This window comes from Sporosarcina sp. Y838 (genome assembly GCF_056786515.1).
Genome location: NZ_JBXCJD010000001.1, coordinates 204,539 through 222,282 on the forward strand (window position 1 = coordinate 204,539; position 17,744 = coordinate 222,282).

The 17,744-nt window shown below is 43.6% G+C and carries 12 protein-coding genes; 9 read left to right on the forward strand and 3 right to left on the reverse strand.

The annotated features are described in order from the left end of the window. Positions 1 to 460: 460 nt before the first annotated feature. The 6 genes from addB (at position 461) to AC1TO4_RS01005 (ending at position 12,049) form a co-directional block, all read left to right on the forward strand. Entirely contained in the window at positions 461 to 3,958 is a 3,498-nt protein-coding gene (addB, locus tag AC1TO4_RS00980) for a helicase-exonuclease AddAB subunit AddB (RefSeq protein ID WP_482103790.1), read from the forward strand. Next, entirely contained in the window at positions 3,933 to 7,646 is a 3,714-nt protein-coding gene (gene addA, locus AC1TO4_RS00985) for a helicase-exonuclease AddAB subunit AddA (RefSeq protein ID WP_482103791.1), read from the forward strand. Before addB ends, addA begins: the two co-directional genes overlap by 26 nt. Further along, positions 7,643 to 8,827 carry a DUF418 domain-containing protein gene (locus AC1TO4_RS00990; protein WP_482103792.1) on the forward strand — a complete coding sequence of 395 codons (1,185 nt, stop codon included), beginning with the start codon at positions 7,643 to 7,645 and terminating at the stop codon, positions 8,825 to 8,827. The genes addA and AC1TO4_RS00990 overlap by 4 nt, the downstream gene beginning before the upstream one ends. 59 nt (positions 8,828 to 8,886) lie before the next feature. Then, entirely contained in the window at positions 8,887 to 9,786 is a 900-nt protein-coding gene (locus AC1TO4_RS00995) for a fumarylacetoacetate hydrolase family protein (protein WP_482103793.1), read from the forward strand. A 75-nt stretch (positions 9,787 to 9,861) separates the two neighbouring features. Continuing rightward, on the forward strand, positions 9,862 to 10,236 hold the full coding sequence (locus AC1TO4_RS01000; RefSeq protein WP_482103794.1) for a YisL family protein: 375 nt from the start codon (positions 9,862 to 9,864) through the stop codon (positions 10,234 to 10,236). Positions 10,237 to 10,591: 355 nt separating this feature from the next. Then, positions 10,592 to 12,049, forward strand: a complete 1,458-nt coding sequence (locus AC1TO4_RS01005) for an alpha-amylase family glycosyl hydrolase (protein WP_482103795.1) — start codon at positions 10,592 to 10,594, stop codon at positions 12,047 to 12,049. Positions 12,050 to 12,672: 623 nt separating this feature from the next. Here the strand turns inward: AC1TO4_RS01005 and AC1TO4_RS01010 are convergent. The 3 genes from AC1TO4_RS01010 to AC1TO4_RS01020 are packed head-to-tail and all read right to left on the reverse strand — an operon-like array spanning position 12,673 to position 15,716. After that, on the reverse strand, positions 12,673 to 13,998 hold the full coding sequence (locus AC1TO4_RS01010; RefSeq protein WP_482103796.1) for a CoA-disulfide reductase: 1,326 nt from the start codon (positions 13,996 to 13,998) through the stop codon (positions 12,673 to 12,675). Positions 13,999 to 14,021: 23 nt separating this feature from the next. Further along, positions 14,022 to 14,879, reverse strand: a complete 858-nt coding sequence (locus AC1TO4_RS01015) for a DegV family protein (protein WP_482103797.1) — start codon at positions 14,877 to 14,879, stop codon at positions 14,022 to 14,024. 27 nt (positions 14,880 to 14,906) lie between these two features. Then, positions 14,907 to 15,716 (reverse strand): Cof-type HAD-IIB family hydrolase, encoded by an 810-nt coding sequence (locus tag AC1TO4_RS01020; protein WP_482103798.1) that lies wholly within the window; start codon positions 15,714 to 15,716, stop codon positions 14,907 to 14,909. A 136-nt stretch (positions 15,717 to 15,852) separates the two neighbouring features. On the opposite strand from AC1TO4_RS01020, the gene AC1TO4_RS01025 reads away from it, so the two are divergent. The 3 genes from AC1TO4_RS01025 to rraA all read left to right on the forward strand — a co-directional run bounded on the left by AC1TO4_RS01025 (position 15,853) and on the right by rraA (position 17,632). Beyond that, on the forward strand, positions 15,853 to 16,620 hold the full coding sequence (locus AC1TO4_RS01025) for a prolyl oligopeptidase family serine peptidase (RefSeq protein WP_482103799.1): 768 nt from the start codon (positions 15,853 to 15,855) through the stop codon (positions 16,618 to 16,620). A gap of 54 nt (positions 16,621 to 16,674) precedes the next feature. Continuing rightward, entirely contained in the window at positions 16,675 to 16,983 is a 309-nt protein-coding gene (locus tag AC1TO4_RS01030; RefSeq protein ID WP_482100221.1) for a metal-sulfur cluster assembly factor, read from the forward strand. Between the two features lie 163 nt (positions 16,984 to 17,146). Then, positions 17,147 to 17,632: a ribonuclease E activity regulator RraA gene (gene rraA, locus AC1TO4_RS01035; RefSeq protein WP_482103800.1), complete on the forward strand. Its 486-nt coding sequence runs from the start codon at positions 17,147 to 17,149 to the stop codon at positions 17,630 to 17,632. Positions 17,633 to 17,744 lie beyond the last annotated feature (112 nt).

Sequence of the window (17,744 nt, forward strand, 5' to 3'; positions counted from 1 at the left end):
CTAATTTCATTGAAGAAAGACACACTACAGGACGCAGCTCTAATCCCCAATAACGAAATGTGCTTTCTTAAAGAGACCATCCAGCGAAGGCGCGACTTCGTGGTAGCCGGAGCGATAAGACTGAAAGCGCTCTTCTTTCCGGCTTATCGCGGGAGGCAACCACAAAGCGCCGAAGCGGTAATAGTGGAATAACTAATTCTATCCATTGCATAGGGACTTTTATTAATCTCCACTGCAATTATAGATAAAAAAATACGCTTTCTTACAAATACCATCTAGCGAAGGCGCGACTTCGTGGTAGCCGGAGCGATAAGACTGAAAGTGGGCTTCTTTCCGGCTTATCGCGGGAGGCATCCACAAAGCGCCGAAGCGTGTAAGATGGGAAATAATATCAATTAGTCTTAAATGTTAAACACATATAGAAATAAATAACCTACATACATAAAAAGGAGGAAACCATATGTCACTGCGTTTCATTACCGGAAGGTCTGGATCCGGGAAAACGACATTCATTGAACGCGAAATCGCTACCGAACTCGAGCAGAATCCAATGGGCGCACCAATCATTGTCATCGTTCCGGATCAGATGTCATTCTCGATGGAGCATAGTTTGTCCGTTAAGTTTGGCTTAAAAGGGATCATCCGTGCACAAGTATTGACGTTCAAACGCTTGGCATGGCGTGTGTTGCAGGAAACGGGCGGCATAACACGTAAGGAAATAGATAGCTTCGGTTACAGGATGCTTGTTAGAAGCGTTCTTGAAGACAACCGAGACGATTTTAAACTATTTCGGCAAGCTGCGAGTAAACGGGGATTCACTGAACAAATCGGGGATTTGTTGAAGGAATTCAGCCGCTATTCTCTTGACCATCAGACAATGAACACGCTACACGAGACACTCGCTGCATCAGGCGCGCCGCGTACATTGCTCGACAAGGCGGAAGATTTATCACTATTGCTGACAAAACTTGAAGAAAAGCTAGGCACAACATATGTCGATAGTGAAGGGCATCTTGCACTCCTTGCTTCGCAAATTCATCACGCAGACCTGTTAAAAGGGGCTGACATTTATATAGATGGTTTTGAAAACTTTACAACAAGGGAATACGAAATCGTGACGGAACTGATGAAACATGCAAATCGGTTGACGGTCGTATTGCCGATGGAAGGTGCGCTAACGGGTTTTGCGGATCACGAATTATTTTTCAATCCGGTTCGGACTTCACTTAAATTGCGTGAATTGGCTAGGGCGGATTCCATCGACGTTGAAGAAGACGTCTTCATGCAGGATTCGCACCGATTTCTCAATACGGATCTTACTCATTTTGAAGCTGAATTTGACCACTATCCAGCGCAGCAAAAACCATCTGAAGGCAATGTCGTTCTGATTGAATCTGCTGACCGGCGTGCAGAAATCCATGCAGTGGCACGCAAAATTCGTGAGCTGATGATATCAGGGAAACGGTACAAAGACATGTCAATCCTCTACAGGCAGCCTGAAAAGTACGATGAATTGATTGAGACCATTTTTCCACATTATGATATACCAGTGTTTATCAGCCAGAAAAAGCCTATGCTGCATCATCCACTCATTGAGTTTTCGCGTTCAGTGTTAGAAGCGGTGACTATGGGATGGTCGTATGAATCGGTATTCCGTGCTGTTAAAACGGATTTGTTCTTCCCGCATAGGGAAACGAAATTACTATGGCGTGACAGGGCAGACAGACTTGAAAACTACGTACTTGCACATGGAATTCATGGACATCGTTGGTTCGACGACACTCGTTGGCGCGTGAAAAAGTACCGTGGGCTCGAAATGCATACAAATGTACAAACCGATGAAGAACTAGCAATGGAGCAGCAATTGCATATGATTCGGGATGCAATTAGAGAACCGCTCGCGGCTTTAGAACAACGTTTAAAACGATCGAAAACAGGCCGCGATGTAACGGAGGCATTGTTTGTATTCATGGAAAAACTTCATGTGTACGATAAAATTATCGATTTACGTGCTGAGGAAGAACGAGCGGGGCGTCTGCTTGGTGCAACGGAACATGAACAGGCATGGAACGGGTGGATTAACGTCCTCGATCAGTTTGTATTGATGTTTGGTGATAAGGAAATGGATGTTGTGGAAGCTGTTCGCATATTGGATGAAGGGTTTGATTCACTCGAATTTGCCCGCATTCCGCCGTCGCTCGACCAAGTGACTGTTACATCTGTTGAGGTTTCCAGTTTAATGGACATCGATGCGGTGTTTGTTCTCGGCGTTAACGATGGCGTAATGCCAAAACGAGTGGACAATGAAGGGCTTCTCTCGGATGTAGATCGTGAATGGTTTTCGCAAATTGGCTTTGAACTTGCGCCAACCTCGAAAATGAAGTTGATGGATGAAACATATATGGCGTACCGTGCATTCACGGCGTCGCGCGAAAAGTTATATGTATCGTATCCGATTGCAGACGAGGAAGGAAAAGCACTCATTCCATCGTTATATATAACGAGAATTGGACAGTTGCTCCCGGGAACGCCACTTGAAATCGCTGTGACAGATCCATCTGAATTGCCACTTGAAGCCGATCAATTCGATTACATCAGTCACCCAAGATCAGCACTCCCTTACGTTTCCATGAAGTTGAAAGTGGCGGAACAGTCAGGTGTCCTGGAACGTGAATGGCGTGCGGTGATGGCGTATTACGAAGAGGATCCCTACTGGTCATCTGTGATAAGCCATATCTCGCGCCCGATGCATTCAAAGAATGATGCAGAACGTCTGCGATCCGAAATCACAACAGGGTTATACGGGGAATCATTTGTTTCTAGCGTATCGCGCATTGAATCCTACTACAGTTGTCCGTTTCAACATTATGCGTCGTTTGGGCTTGGCTTACGCGAGCGGACGGAATTTACACTGGAAGCACCAGCAATCGGTGATTTATTTCACGCTGCGCTTAAATGGATTTCGGATGAAACAATGCGTCTCGGAAAGTCATGGGCAGCGTTGTCGCGCGAGGAATGCTGGAATCTTGCAAGAGGTGCCGTGGAAGACATTTCGCCATACTTTTTCAATAGGATTTTATTGTCGACGAACCGTTATGTCTATATTAAACGAAAGTTGATGCACATTATTCAGCGGACAATCTATTCACTTAGTACGCAGGCGAAATCGACTGTGTTTAAACCGGTTGCTATTGAAGCAGGATTTGGTCCGGGCGAGGAACTGCCAGCGCTTGAAATTCCACTACGTCGGGGCGATTTGATGAAACTGCGCGGGCGGATTGACCGTGTCGATGCAACAGAAATAAGCGGAAAAAACTATGTCCGCGTTGTCGACTATAAATCATCTGCGAAAAGCCTTGACCTAACGGAAGTCTACTACGGCTTGTCCCTGCAAATGATGACGTATCTTGATGTTGCACTCGAAAATGCGGACGAATGGCTCGGAATCCATGCGGATCCAGCGGGTGTTTTATATATGCATATCCATAACCCGATGATCAGATCCGGCACGGAATTAACACCGGCACTCTTAGAGGCAGAAATTGTGAAATCCTACAAAATGAGAGGCTATCTGCTCGATAATCCGGAAGTCGTTATCGGAATGGACGCTGATATTGGACGGTCTTCTTCTATTGTACCGGCTTCCATTAAAACAGATGGAACGTTTGCAAAAACTTCAAAAGTCTTGTCTCCAGATGATTTACAGATGATGCGGTCATTTGTCAGAACGCGCCATCAAAAGGCAGGAGACGCGATGTTAGCGGGCGATACCCGCGTTTATCCGTACAAATTAAAAGACAAAATGCCGTGCGAGTTCTGTTCGTACCGTTCGGTTTGTCAGTTCGATCCGACAGATCCGTCTTCACAGCACAGGCCGTACAGTGAAATGGACCCAGAAACGTCACTTGATAAAATGCGTAAGGAGGTTGCGGATGATGCAGATACCCTTGAAACCTGAAGGACTGACATTTACAGATGCCCAGTGGAAAGCGATTTGGGCGACAGGAAAAGATATTCTTGTTTCCGCTGCCGCCGGTTCCGGTAAAACGAAAGTATTAATCACACGAATGATTGAAAAAGTGTTGGATGAAATGGATCCGATAGATGTTGACGAATTGCTTGTCGTTACATTCACGAATGCGTCCGCTGCAGAAATGCGGCATCGAATGGCAGAGGCACTAGAAGAAGCCATTGCTGCAAGGCCGGAATCTGTACATTTGCGCAGGCAATTGAATTTATTGAATAAAGCTCAGATTTCAACATTGCATTCGTTTTGCATGAATGTCGTCAGGCAATATGCTTATTTGATAGACATCGATCCTGGATTCAGAATTGCGGATAGCACGGAAGCAGCGCTCTTGAGTGACGATACAATTGGGGCTGTGCTTGAGGATGCGTATAGCGCGGAAAATCCTGAAGCCATGTACCGGCTGGCGGACAGTTTCACGTCTGACCGCAATGATCAGTCGATTGAAACACTGATTGACAGGTTGTATGATTATTCCCGCGTCCATCCCGTGCCGGAACAGTGGCTTCGCCTCATTCCGGAGCAGTATGAAATCGATGCCGGATCTTCCATAGATGATCTGCAATTTATCGGACCGCTGAAAACAGCTATCACGCATACCCTTGAAGAAGCGGCGGCACTGACTAACGACATGAAACGCATTGCACTTATGCTGGACGGACCAGAACCGCTTGCGGCCACGGCGGAAACGGATCTACTGTGGATAAATGAAGCCATCCATCGCATAACTGAAGGTACATGGGAACAAACCTATGCATTTTTTGGTACGCTGAAATGGGTGAAGGCCGCTACAATTCGCAAAGATTCGTGTGACGAGGAACTGGCAAAACGTGCGAAAGCACTTCGTGATGCAGTGAAAAAGATTATTAACACACTTAAAGAGTCCTATTTTACAAGGACTCCGGCTCGATTGCTCGATGAAATTCGGTTGATGGCACCGACGATGCATACGCTGATTGACTTAGTCATCGATTTTGGCAGACGTTTTGAACTTGTAAAAATAGACCGTGGGATTGTCGACTTTTCGGATTTAGAGCATTACGCACTGCGGATTCTATCCAAAGTAGAAGATGGGGTAATTGTGCCATCTGATATAGCGGTTGATTATAAGAACCGTTTTGCGGAAGTGTTGGTCGATGAATACCAGGACGTCAATTTGTTGCAAGAGACAATTATCCAGCTCGTCAAGCGTGGTGGGGAAGCGGATGGAAACTTGTTCATGGTCGGCGATGTCAAGCAGTCGATTTACCGCTTCCGCCTTGCGGAGCCAATGTTGTTTCTAGGGAAATACAATCGCTTCACCGAAACGGATGGAGATCAAGGCTTGAAAATCGACTTGAATGCCAATTTCAGGAGTCGTAAAGAAGTACTGGATGCAACAAACTTCATTTTTTCGCAAGTGATGGGCGTGCGTGTTGGTGAAATTGACTATGACGACGCGGCAGCATTGAAATATGGCGCAAATTATCCTGAGAAATCTGTGACGACGGGTCTAACACTTCTTTACGAAGAAGCGGATGACGAACTAGAATTAGACGATGCGACTGAACTGGCGGGACAAAGCTTGAAAAGTTCGCAAGCAGAAGCACGCTTTATGATTAAAAAGATTCAAGATATGATTGCATCTGGCGCGGAAGTGACGGATGCGTTTAGTGATAAAAAGAGGCCGCTTGAGTATCGAGATATTGTCATCTTGATGCGTTCAATGACTTGGTCAGGAGAAATTGCTGAGGAATTTAAACTGGCGGGTATTCCGATTTACACAGAACTAAAGCGCGGCTATTTCGATGCGCTCGAAGTAATGATTATGCTAAACACGTTACGGGTCATCGATAATCCGTATCAAGATATTCCGCTCGCGTCCGTCTTGCGCGCTCCATTTATCGGTATGACAGAAAATGAATTGGCGCAAATTCGACTTGCTGGAAAAAGTGAGCCGTTCTTTGAGGCGTTGAACCGCTTTGTGTCAACTGGTGGAGCCGGTATTGCACCAGCTACGCAAGAAAAACTGCAACGATTCTTCACGCAATTTGAGGACTGGCGCAACTTGGCGCGACGCGGTTCGTTGTCAGAACTGATCTGGCAAGTATTATCAGATACACATTACTATGAAATGGTGGGTGCCATGGCGAATGGTAAGCAGCGCCAGGCAAATCTACGTGCACTGCATGATCGTGCAATTGATTATGAAAAGACTTCGTTTCGAGGATTGTTCCGCTTTCTTCGTTTTGTTGACAGGATGCGAAAGCGTGGGGATGACCTCGGCGCAGCACGTTCACTAACAGAGAAGGAAAATGTCGTTCGTATGATGACAATTCATTCATCCAAAGGACTGGAATTTCCTTTTGTCTTCATCGCAGGGGCTGGCCGGAAATTCAATAAAATGGATTTCAATGAACCTTATCTATTTGACCAGCATTTTGGTTTGGCGGTCAAAGCAATCGATCCAGATAATCGCATCACGTATACATCATTGCCGTTCTTAGCAATGAAGGAAAAGAAAGAACTTGAAATGCGCGCGGAAGAAATGCGTATTTTGTACGTCGCGATGACTAGAGCAAAAGAGCAGCTTGAAATAATTGCTTCTGTAAAAGACATCGAGAAATCGATTGTGACATGGCAGGATGCACAGCTTGTCAATCCTGACCAAATGCTGCCGGAATATACTCGATCACGTGCGAATGGCTACTTAGATTGGATTGGGCCGGCTGTTGCGAGACATTCATCATTCGCGAAATTTGGCACTATGCCAGGGGGGCAGTCCATTATGGATTCATCAAACTGGCATATAAATGCACTGCCTGTTTCCTCGTTATTTACGCGAATTGAGGGTATAGAAGAGGAAGAGATGCCGCCCGAAATCGTTCCAATAGAAGAAGTCGACGAAGATATGCTCGTAGAAGTGAAACGAAGATTCGATGCGACCTATCCGTTTCTTTCGTCCGTAACGAAGCGTTCGAAACAGACCGTCAGCGAGTTGAAACGCTTGTCGATTCTAGAACAACAGGCGGAAGAAGACATCGTAATCTCGGGAAATGAAGATGTAAGTACAGCGTATCTGCATCAACGACCGGCATTCATGCAATCGCGTGCGCTGTCTGCTGCTGAAGTCGGAACGGCGATGCACACAATTATGCAGCATATTGATATTCGTAAAAAAGGTAACGTCTCTACGATTGAAAAGCTAATAACAGAGTTGACGGCCCGCCAATTGCTGACTTTTGAAGAAGCGAATGCAGTCGATGCGAATCGGATAGCCAAATTTTTCAATATGGATATTGCAAAACGACTGATGTCAGCTGAGCGCATTGAACGGGAATTGCCGTTTACATATGCCCTTGATGACCTAGATGGCGACTATCAAATCTTGCAGGGAATCGCCGATTGTCTATTCAAAGAAAAGGACGGTTGGGTACTGCTAGATTATAAAACGGACCGGGTAAGCGGACGCTATGGTTCTGATGAAGAAGTGGAAGTAGAAATGCAAAAACGTTATGGAATCCAGTTGAATTTGTATAAGAAAGCAATTGAAGAAATCTTGAAAATCGAAATTAAAGAGATGGTCCTCTATTTATTTGATGGAGAAAGGACTGTGGACATACAGGGGGAAAGAAATTGAAATTAACTTCAACTACGCTTGGAAATCGGATTGAGACACTTGACGTGTTACGCGGAATTGCGCTTCTCGGGATTTTTATCGCGAATATGTTGCATTTCCATTCCCCGTATCTGTACTTGGATCCGTATACATGGTTCAGTGCACCGGGTGATGTGGAAAACTTCAAGTGGATAGATATATTTGTAGAGGCTAGTTTTTATCCGATTTTTGCAATGCTGTTCGGTTATGGCATAAACATGCAATATGAAAAAACGCTTGTCAACAGGTCACCGTTTGCTCCAGTTCTTGCACGACGCATGGGGATTTTGCTGCTTTTTGGATTGTTCCATGCGTTGTTCATCTGGATGGGTGACATCCTGTTTACTTACGCATTAATGGGCTTTATCATGATTGCTTTCATTAGAATCCCAAAGAAATGGATGCTTCCGCTGGCCGCGGTGCTGTATATCATTCCTACGGGTATCGTGTATGCAGCGACTTACTACTTAAACAAATTGCGCCCGGATGCCATGATGGAAGGGTACGCTGATATTCATCAGATTGAACGATCACTAGAAGCGTATGCTTACGGAAATTTCGGTGAAATCTTCACCTTCCGTTTTTTTGAGTGGGCTTTATACGGATTGACAGGGGTTCTCACTGCTCTATTCATCGTATTGCCACTAATCTTAGTCGGTGCGGGTTTGTCTAAATGGAAAGTAATTGAACGAGCTAGTGAATTTAAAGGACGCATCCTAATAGTGACTGTTATTACGCTTGCTGCCGGGATATGGATGAAGACTGCTCCCTTCATAGGAGGCCCATCATCAGATTCGATTATGTTGCAATCGCTATTCGGCGGTCCTGTTTTAGGGGCGGGTTATGTCGGTCTAGTGCTTTTACTTTATCAGGTACCGCTGTTTCGCACATTATTCCGTCCGCTCTCAAAAGCGGGACGCATGTCATTGACAACGTATATCACACAATCCATTGTGGGTACACTAATTTTCTATGCCTATGGTTTTGGCATGTACGGCAAAGTGGATTTAGCTACAGGGATATGGATTGCAGTTGGTGTATTTGTCATCCAAGTCTTATTCGCAGAGCTATGGTTGTCGAGATTCCGTCTAGGACCACTGGAATGGCTTTGGAGAAAAGCGACTTATGGAAAGAATTTGCCGGATAAAGAGGAAAAAGGATAACGTTTGTCGTAATGAATTAGAATAAGACGTTTTTTCAATATGAAGGGGTGGGCACTCAGATGAAGTTATTATCGTTCCGTTATGAAGGTAGGACATTATTCGGTCCGAAAGTGAAAAGGGAAGAAGCTGTATGGGATATGATTGCCATTGCAGAAGCATATGAAGATGCTGAATTTCCTAAAACAATCACGGAAGGTATCGCATCAGGTCGTGACTTCGTTGATAAAGTGACAAAACTCGCTGAGCGAGCACGGGAGGATGAAAACGCAGATCAATTTAAACATGCGTTTACGGCTATTGAGTGGCTATCACCAATTCCGAGAACGCCTAAAAATATTCTGTGTGTAGGCAAAAATTATGCAGACCATGCGGCAGAAATGGGTTCGAATGCACCGCCTGAAAAATTGATGATCTTTACTAAATCTCCGACATCCATTGCTGCGGACGAGCAAGAACTTTCAATTCATAGCGATATAACGGATAACCTCGATTATGAGGGAGAGCTTGCAGTTGTTATTTGCAAAGAAGGTCGCAACATCCCGAAACAGCTTGCCTATGACTATGTTTTTGGTTATACAATTGCGAATGACGTAACAGCGCGTGACGTACAAACTGCGCATGGTCAATACTTCCTAGGGAAAAGTCTCGATGAATCGTGTCCGATGGGTCCATATATTGTGACGAAAGATGAAATTCCGAATGCACATGATTTATCGATTGTTACGAAGGTCAACGATGAAGTTAGACAAAATGGCAATACGGCATCGATGATTTTCAAAATTGATGAACTAATCGCAGAGATTTCACGATTCGTTACGCTTGAACCGGGCGATGTTATTTTAACAGGCACGCCCGCTGGTGTCGGAAAAGGCATGAAGCCGCCAACATTTTTGAGAAAAGGTGACTCGGTGAAAGTCTCAATTGAAGGCATTGGTACTCTTGTAAACAAGTTTGTGTAAGGTATATTCCTTTTGTGAAATAGGAGATTATGATAGGGTTATTATGTAGTTATAATAACAAATGAGGTGACAAGTATGGACGCATTAACAAACACAACACATCTTCATATTTTCACTTGGGTTGTCGGAATCATTTTATTCCTAGTTGCTACAAGCATGGACAACGAATCCAAAGGCAGAAAAATACTTCACATGATTGCACGTCTATTCTACGTACTAATCCTAATCTCAGGCGCATTGCTATTCTTCGAATACTCTTCGCTTGACGCAGCGCTGTACGGCGTCAAATTCCTATTGGGTCTTGTAACAATAGGTATGATGGAAATGGTTCTTGTCCGTTCTACAAAGAACAAAAGCGTCAAAGTGGTCTGGATTCTGTTCTTCGTCTTCTTATTGGCGACGTTATTCCTCGGATTCAAACTACCGGTAGGATTTGACTGGTTCGCATAAATTTTTGTGATGGGGAGGAATGAGGATGGAATCGAGAATCGGAATATTGTTTCTGATTGTTGTCTTGATGTTAATGGCATTGTTTGTCGTTTCTGCCTTCTATACTTCCCGGAAAAAGCGGACATCTTCAGAAGAGAATGAATAAGACACTTGCTGGCTAATTGCCGGCAAGTGTTTTTTTTGATTTTTAGGAAACAATAAAGTGTTGGTCAGTGGATAACGTTAATCCTTACCAATTTCACATAATCGACCTATTTCGCGGTGTAGAAGAAGGTTTTTCACGTTATAGATGGCGGGCGGTCACTCGGTTTGGTAAAATGACGGATGACAGTTCGTTTATATAGGAGGCTATTTTGTGAAAGCGAATAAATGGTTTGGACTTATTGTAACTTTTCTATTACTGGTAGCGACCCTCAATCCATCGGGGGCATTTGCAGAAACGGAAAAGACAATAGAGGATGAAAGTATATATGATTTACTAGTTGACCGGTTTAACAATGGCGACGGAAATAACGATTTTGATGTCGATGCAACAGACCTTAGTGCGTTTAATGGCGGTGATTTCACCGGCGTGTCTACGCGCTTGGATTATATCGCAGGAATGGGTTTCACACTTATTTCGCTAGGACCTGTGTTTGAGACGGAAACGTATGACGGAAACAAAGTGCTAGATTATACAAAGTTTGACCCTCACTTTGGGACTGACGCAGAATTCTCAGAAATGGTAAAAGCAATTCATAAGAAAGATATGTCCGTTATCGCTGATTTCCCACTTGCTGGAGTTAGTTCGAATCATATCTGGGCGACAGAAGGAACAGTGAAAGCAGTGCCTGTCGCTGAAGGAATAATCGATTGGGATTATTCTGATACAGCTACTCAACAGGCTTTGATAGAAACGATTGCAGATTTTGTTAAAACGAATAAGTTGGACGGAGTTCGCTTAACAAAGATCGAACAAATTGACACGGCTCTATTGAATGACATCATTCAGGCTGTGAAAACGGCTAATCCGAAAGCGTATGTAGTGACAAATGAAGAAAGTGATGCGGACTTCGATTCTACACCTAATATGGAAAAAGTAAACGCAATGAGAGCATCTTTTTCACAATTTGACGCGGACTCTTCACCATTATCGATTTTTTCAAATGACACTGAGAAGGAAATGATCCAGTTCGATGATTTGACAGGACCGCGATTGACTTTCGATATGGTGGAAGCGAAAATGTTCCCGCCAACCAGATGGAAAATTGCAGCAACTGCTCTATTTTCACTTCCTGGAGTACCCGTAATGACATACGGTAGTGAAATAGCTGTGAACGGACAACAGGCACCTGAAAGTCACCAGCTTATGAATTTCAAGATTGACACAGAACTGATTGAGCATATCGGGGACCTCAACACACTGCGCAACAAGTCTGAAGCGTTGCGTAACGGAGATTTTGAAATGCTGCACAATGAGGGCGGATTTACGGTCTATAAGCGTTCAAATGACGAGGAAACATGGATTATCGCGCTAAATAATACGACAGAAACGGCTAGTCTAGAAATACCGAAAGAAGTATTCGGGGAAAATAAGAAACTACGCGGTTTGCTTACTGGTGATACGGTACTTGAAGGAAAAGACGAGATTTTCCGTATCGTACAGGAACGTGAAGTTGCTGAGATTTACATCGCTGATGAAGACAAAGGTTTCAATATCCCTTATCTAATCGCATCCATTCTTATATATGTACTGTTCTTAGGATTCTTATTGACAGTTTGGCGTAAAGGAAGAAAAGGTAGAAAAGAACAAAAAGAAGGAAATGTAAAATAAGAGGAAAAACACCAAGGTTAGTAGCCCTGGTGTTTTTTTATTGAGTCGCCATTTTCACTGGATTATTTTCGGCCCGCTTTCGGCGAATTAATCACGACACTTTTAGCCACGCATTTTTCGGTCATACTGTTGTGATTATTCGCCTGTCGCGTTCCTACAATATTCAAGTGAAAAGTGCAGTTGTTTTGAATGAAAGAATAGATGAGCTTCTATAAAGAGTGTAAGTGCCCGAAGATGCAATTTCGGGCACTCTCTCACGCTGTACATTGTATTCATTGCCTTACTCTATACGAAATTGATACTTCTTTATAATAAAAAGAGAAACACTATAATAGAAGGCTTTAGCGGTCAAAATTGTATCTTTGACCGCTTCTCTCCATGTGAGAAGCAATCTATTCTATCTTCCCGAAAAGCTTAGGCACTTCTTGTACCAGTGTCTTTGGAAAGCGACGGATGAACGAACACCATACGATTATCGGAAAAATAAGTAGGGATGCGACAAAGTCGCATCCCTACTTATTAAAACATCTCGATAATGGTATAGAAGTCGTTCAATTCATAGCGATCCAAACATACTATACACGTAGTGCCGAGTGTCTAAACTCCAGCGCTTTTCAGGTCTACTAATCCGCTTTATAACCTACCATATTCACCGGATCTTTTGGTGAAGAGTAAGCAGGGGAGTAGACGAGTTCAAGAGCAGCTAAATCCTCAATTGTCATTTTGCCCATGATAGCGGTAGTGATGACATCGATTCGCTTGTCGACTCCTTTATCACCGACGGCTTGTGCGCCAAGGACGAGCCTAGACTTTTGATCATAATGGACACGCAATAAAATCTGTCCGTGATCCGGATAGTAGCCCGCGTTCGTCCGGCCTTTATAGACGGAAGTGCCAAATGCAATGCCTTCATCCGCCAGACTTTTCGCTGAATGTCCTGTCATAGCAGCTGTCAGTGAAAACAGTTTTGTAATCGATGAACCAAGCAGTCCATTCATTTTTACGGGTTTTCCTGCCAGATGGCTTGCAACAATGAACGCTTGCCGGTGTGCGTGCCATGCGAGTTTGACATTTTTCGGTTTGCCCGTGAACCAATCTTTGGACTCTGCTGCATCACCAATCGTATAAATGTCTGGATCGTTGGTTTGCATAAAACTGTTGACGACAATCCCTTTTGTTGGACCGATTTCTAAACCGGCTTCGATGGCAAGTTTTGTATCCAGATCGATTCCGATGCTCGCAACGATAAAATCGACTTCAAAATCCACACCATTTTTCATTACTAAACGCTTGCCTTCAATGCGTTCAATGGCGTCTTCGAAGTAGATTTTTACATGATTGTCCTTCATCTCTTGCCCAAGTACTTCAGAGATTTCTGGGTCCATAATATTCATAATACGATCATTTCGGTCAATAACTGTTGTTTTCAATCCTTTATGGATGAAGTTTTCAGCAAGTTCTATGCCGATGAATCCGCCGCCAATGACTGCACAGGATTGCGGTTTTTCCTGTTCAATGTAATTCATGATTTCTTCCATCTCGGCAAAATTCTTCAATGTAAATAAAGGGAGTTTGCCAAGACCTTTCAAATCAGGAATACGGGAAGTGCCGCCCGGAGACAAAATGAGTTTATCGTAAGATTCGGTATAAGTCTGTCCAGTTTCCAGGTTTTGTACCTCGACGGTTTTATTCTGTCGGTTAATGGACAAAACATCATGCGCTAACTGGACATTAATATCCCGCTGTTCACCAAATTCTTCAGGCGATGCACCAACGAGTTTCGATTTCTCATCGATCAAGCCACCGATGACGTACGGCATACCGCATGTGCCATAACCCAGTACTGGATCACGTCCGAATAATGTGATTTCTGAATCCGGCACTGCTCGTCTAATTTGAGCAGCGACAGTAGAACCTCCTGCAATCGCTCCGACAATGACTACTTTCATGCATTCATTCTCCTCGAGAAATATTATTTATTCAACTTGTTTAAAAAATAGATACCGACCGTCCCAGGCCCTACATGAGCGCCAATGACTGAACCAATTAGGTGTATTTCAATGCTTTTAGGATGGAAAAGCTCTTCAATCGTTGCCTTCAACTCCAGTGCTACAGCTTCATCGTCGCCGTGGCTGATTGCAATCGTTTGTTCAGACAAATTATCGCCTCGCTCTGCCATCAAATCAGTCATACGTCGCAACACTTTTTTACGTCCGCGGTGTTTTTCAATTGGAACAAGTTTTCCACCTGCGACGTGGAGTAAAGGTTTAATGTTCAGTAAACCACCAATGAATGCACTTGCTTTTGATACACGTCCGCCACGTGCCATATAGTCAAGATCTTCCACAGTGAAAAGATGCTCCATGTGGCCGGCCATGAAACGGATTTTACGTTCTATTGTCCGGACATCGTCATCTCCAGCATCACGGAGCCGAACTGCCTCTTTTACCAGCAGTCCGTAACCAAGAGATGCGCATCTAGAATCAATGACTATTAGATTCATACTCGGATTTGTTTCTTTTATTTGATCTTTTGTCATAATTGCAGTATCAAATGTACCTGATAACTCTGATGAAAAAGCAATGTATATTCCATCTTCGCCAGATGCTGCGAGTTCTCTCCATTTTTCCAGGAACAACTTGGGGGCTACTTGTGATGTCTTAGGTTGTTTACCATTCCGGATGGCATTATAAACTTCCAACGCATCAATTGTTGCTATGTCATCGTATTCCTTGTCGTCAATTAAGACGCGTAAAGGGAAAAGTGTAACATCGTTTTCTTCGTAAAATGACTTTGGCAGATCGCAAGCACTGTCCACAAAAATTCTCATTTAAATTCCTCCATTGGGTACATATAGTTACTTCAAGTGTAACCTCTCTCTAAGGACACGTGCAATGCCATCTTCGTTATTGGTATCAGTCACCTCATCCGCAATCGATTTCAATCTGTCAATTCCATTTCCCATTGCAACTCCAACCCCAGCATAGTCAATCATTTCTAGGTCATTGTCTTCGTCACCAAATGCAATAATCCGTTCTTTCGGAATATCCATCCATTTGGATACATGAGAAATGCCAACCGCTTTATTCAATCCATGCCGAACGATTTCGATGACTTTCCATGGTGCACCCCATTGGCGGTGATCAATAACTTCAGCGTGCACGTCACCGAGATGCCGTCGGATGGTATCGACTTTATCGTCAGGTGCATGGATCAATAAACTAGTCGGATCGACCTGTAAAAACTTACGGATGTCGCCTTGTGTAATTGTAGGATTCCCAAAACCAAAAATATCAAGCAATTTTTCGTCATGATAGTGCATATATACATCATCCATCACTTCAGCAACGATATTATGGAACGTAAATTCCTGCATTGCATCAATGACATCATTGACTACTGGAAGCGAAATCGTCTCATGTATGGTTTTCCAGGATTGATCGCCCGGATGGTGTACGAAAGCACCGTTGAAATTAACGATGGGCGTCTTAAGCCCAAGTTGACGATAATACACTTCACTTGCTCTGTATGGCCTACCGGTTGCGATCATGATGTGGTGGCCATTATCCTCTGCTAATTTTAATGTGCTTTTTGTTTTATCTGATATGACTTTTTCATCTGTGAGTAACGTCCCGTCAAGGTCGAGGACGATTAAATGTGGCTTCAAAAAAACGCCTCCTTCTGTTAATTAGTCTATCGTTAAAGTGTGATGCACGTCAAAAAATTCCAACGCATAAACCGTACTTTTTGTTTTATTAGAAAAACTTTGGTAGGCTAGATTGAAAAGGAACAGGTGATTGTCCATGATGATAACTGACGAATCTTGGGGAAGTATCCCATTACTTCATATAGTGGAAGAAGAGTTTGCAGACAAACAAGTGCCTGTCGTTATTTTCTTCCATGGATTTACGAGTGCTAAAGAACATAATTTGCATTACGCATATAATATAGCGAAAAAAGGTATTCGGGTTCTACTGCCTGATGCGCATCTGCATGGCGCTAGGGGAGAGGATTTAGACGAAGTTCAGTTGAGTTTGCGGTTTTGGGAAATCGTCTTAACCTCCATTGAAGAAGCAGGTTTCTTGCATGACGAACTGCACAAACGGGGTCTTCATACAACAGGGAAAATTGGTTTTGCGGGCACATCGATGGGCGGCATTACAACGCTCGGATGTCTTGCCCTTTATAAATGGATTGACACGGCCGCGGTAATGATGGGCGCACCAGGCTTCGTTCAGTTGGCAAAAGCACAAATGTCTGAGTTTGAGCGACGCGGTTTTAAATTACCGGTAACAATTGAAGAAAAGCAGAAGCTACTGACAACGTTAGCAATGTTCGATTTAACGAAACAACCATCACTTCTAAACAAGCGACCTGTCTATTTCTGGCATGGTGAGCAGGATACAGTTGTGCCCTATGAACCGACGCATAACTTTTATAAGGCCGTCAAAGCAGCGTATACTGACACGCCGGACAACATTAAATTTGTTTCGGATGAGTTGGCTGGGCATGCTGTTTCCAGAACGGGAATGCTAGGAGCAGCTGAGTGGCTTGCTGTTCATTTGAAATGATGGAGCAAACTCTGTTATGATGGGACTATCAAACGCAGGGAAAGAGGGATGTAGATGAGTCAGGATATGAAAGACAGTATGATGGGCGCTTTGGAAAACGTTATTGACCCGGAACTTGGCGTCGATATCGTCAACTTAGGGCTTGTATATGATGTTGAACTCGACGAAGAAGGTACTTCAAAAGTTACAATGACACTTACATCGATGGGCTGTCCGATGGGGCCGCAAATCGTTGCCAACGTGACACAAGAACTGATGGAACTCCCAGAAGTGAAAAATGTTGATGTTAACATCATTTGGAATCCACCATGGTCTAGAGAAAAAATGTCACGCTATGCAAAAATAGCGCTTGGCGTTAGATGATACCAATATCCAGGCTGTGTGACTTAGAGATGAGTCATGCAGTTTTTTTGTTTGGAAAATCTACAAAGTCGAACGTAATTCAAACATAGCTTTAAATTAGTACCTGGTAAAAAAGGAATCTGGAATTAATGTCGAATGATATACATATAGGGAGTGGATGATTTTGTCGATAAATACAGCTGATGTGTGTGACGATTTTGCAAGTGAGTTACAAGTATGTGCCATTGAATTTAAATCATATGGTAAAAATAAAAACTTTTCTGGTCCGATTGCAACGGTTAAAGTATTTGAAGATAACGTTCTAGTAAAAGAAGCGCTGCAAACAATTCCCGAGGGCAGCGTTCTCGTGGTTGATGGAGGCGGATCCAAAAGATGTGCACTACTTGGAGGAAACCTAGGTGAAATTGCGGAAACACGTAAGCTTGCCGGTATAATTATATATGGTTGTGTCCGCGATACAACTGAACTTTCAGCGCACAACATCGGTGTTCTCGCGCTTGGATCCAATCCAATGAAGACTATAAAAGTAGGTAATGGGGAGCGGGATATCGCATTACGCTTCGGAGACATCGAGTGGACGCCAAATCATTATGTTTATGCTGATGAGGATGGTGTCGTCGTCGCTCCTAGAAATCTATTTAGCAACTGACAAACCTCTGAGAAGGAAAGCCTCTTCTCAGAGGTTATTCCTTGTTTACAATCTAGTGCAAATACTTTACAACAAGTTCAATCCATCCTATAATTTAATTAATCAAAGATAG

Coding starts and splice junctions, on each gene's coding strand:
- addB (WP_482103790.1), top strand. CDS start 461: ATGTCACTGCGTTTCATTACCGGAAGGTCTGGATCCGGGAAAACGACA.
- addA (WP_482103791.1), top strand. CDS start 3,933: ATGATGCAGATACCCTTGAAACCTGAAGGACTGACATTTACAGATGCC.
- AC1TO4_RS00995 (WP_482103793.1), top strand. CDS start 8,887: ATGAAGTTATTATCGTTCCGTTATGAAGGTAGGACATTATTCGGTCCG.
- AC1TO4_RS01000 (WP_482103794.1), top strand. CDS start 9,862: ATGGACGCATTAACAAACACAACACATCTTCATATTTTCACTTGGGTT.
- AC1TO4_RS01010 (WP_482103796.1), bottom strand. CDS start 13,998: ATGAAAGTAGTCATTGTCGGAGCGATTGCAGGAGGTTCTACTGTCGCT.
- AC1TO4_RS01015 (WP_482103797.1), bottom strand. CDS start 14,879: ATGAGAATTTTTGTGGACAGTGCTTGCGATCTGCCAAAGTCATTTTAC.
- AC1TO4_RS01025 (WP_482103799.1), top strand. CDS start 15,853: ATGATGATAACTGACGAATCTTGGGGAAGTATCCCATTACTTCATATA.
- AC1TO4_RS01030 (WP_482100221.1), top strand. CDS start 16,675: ATGAGTCAGGATATGAAAGACAGTATGATGGGCGCTTTGGAAAACGTT.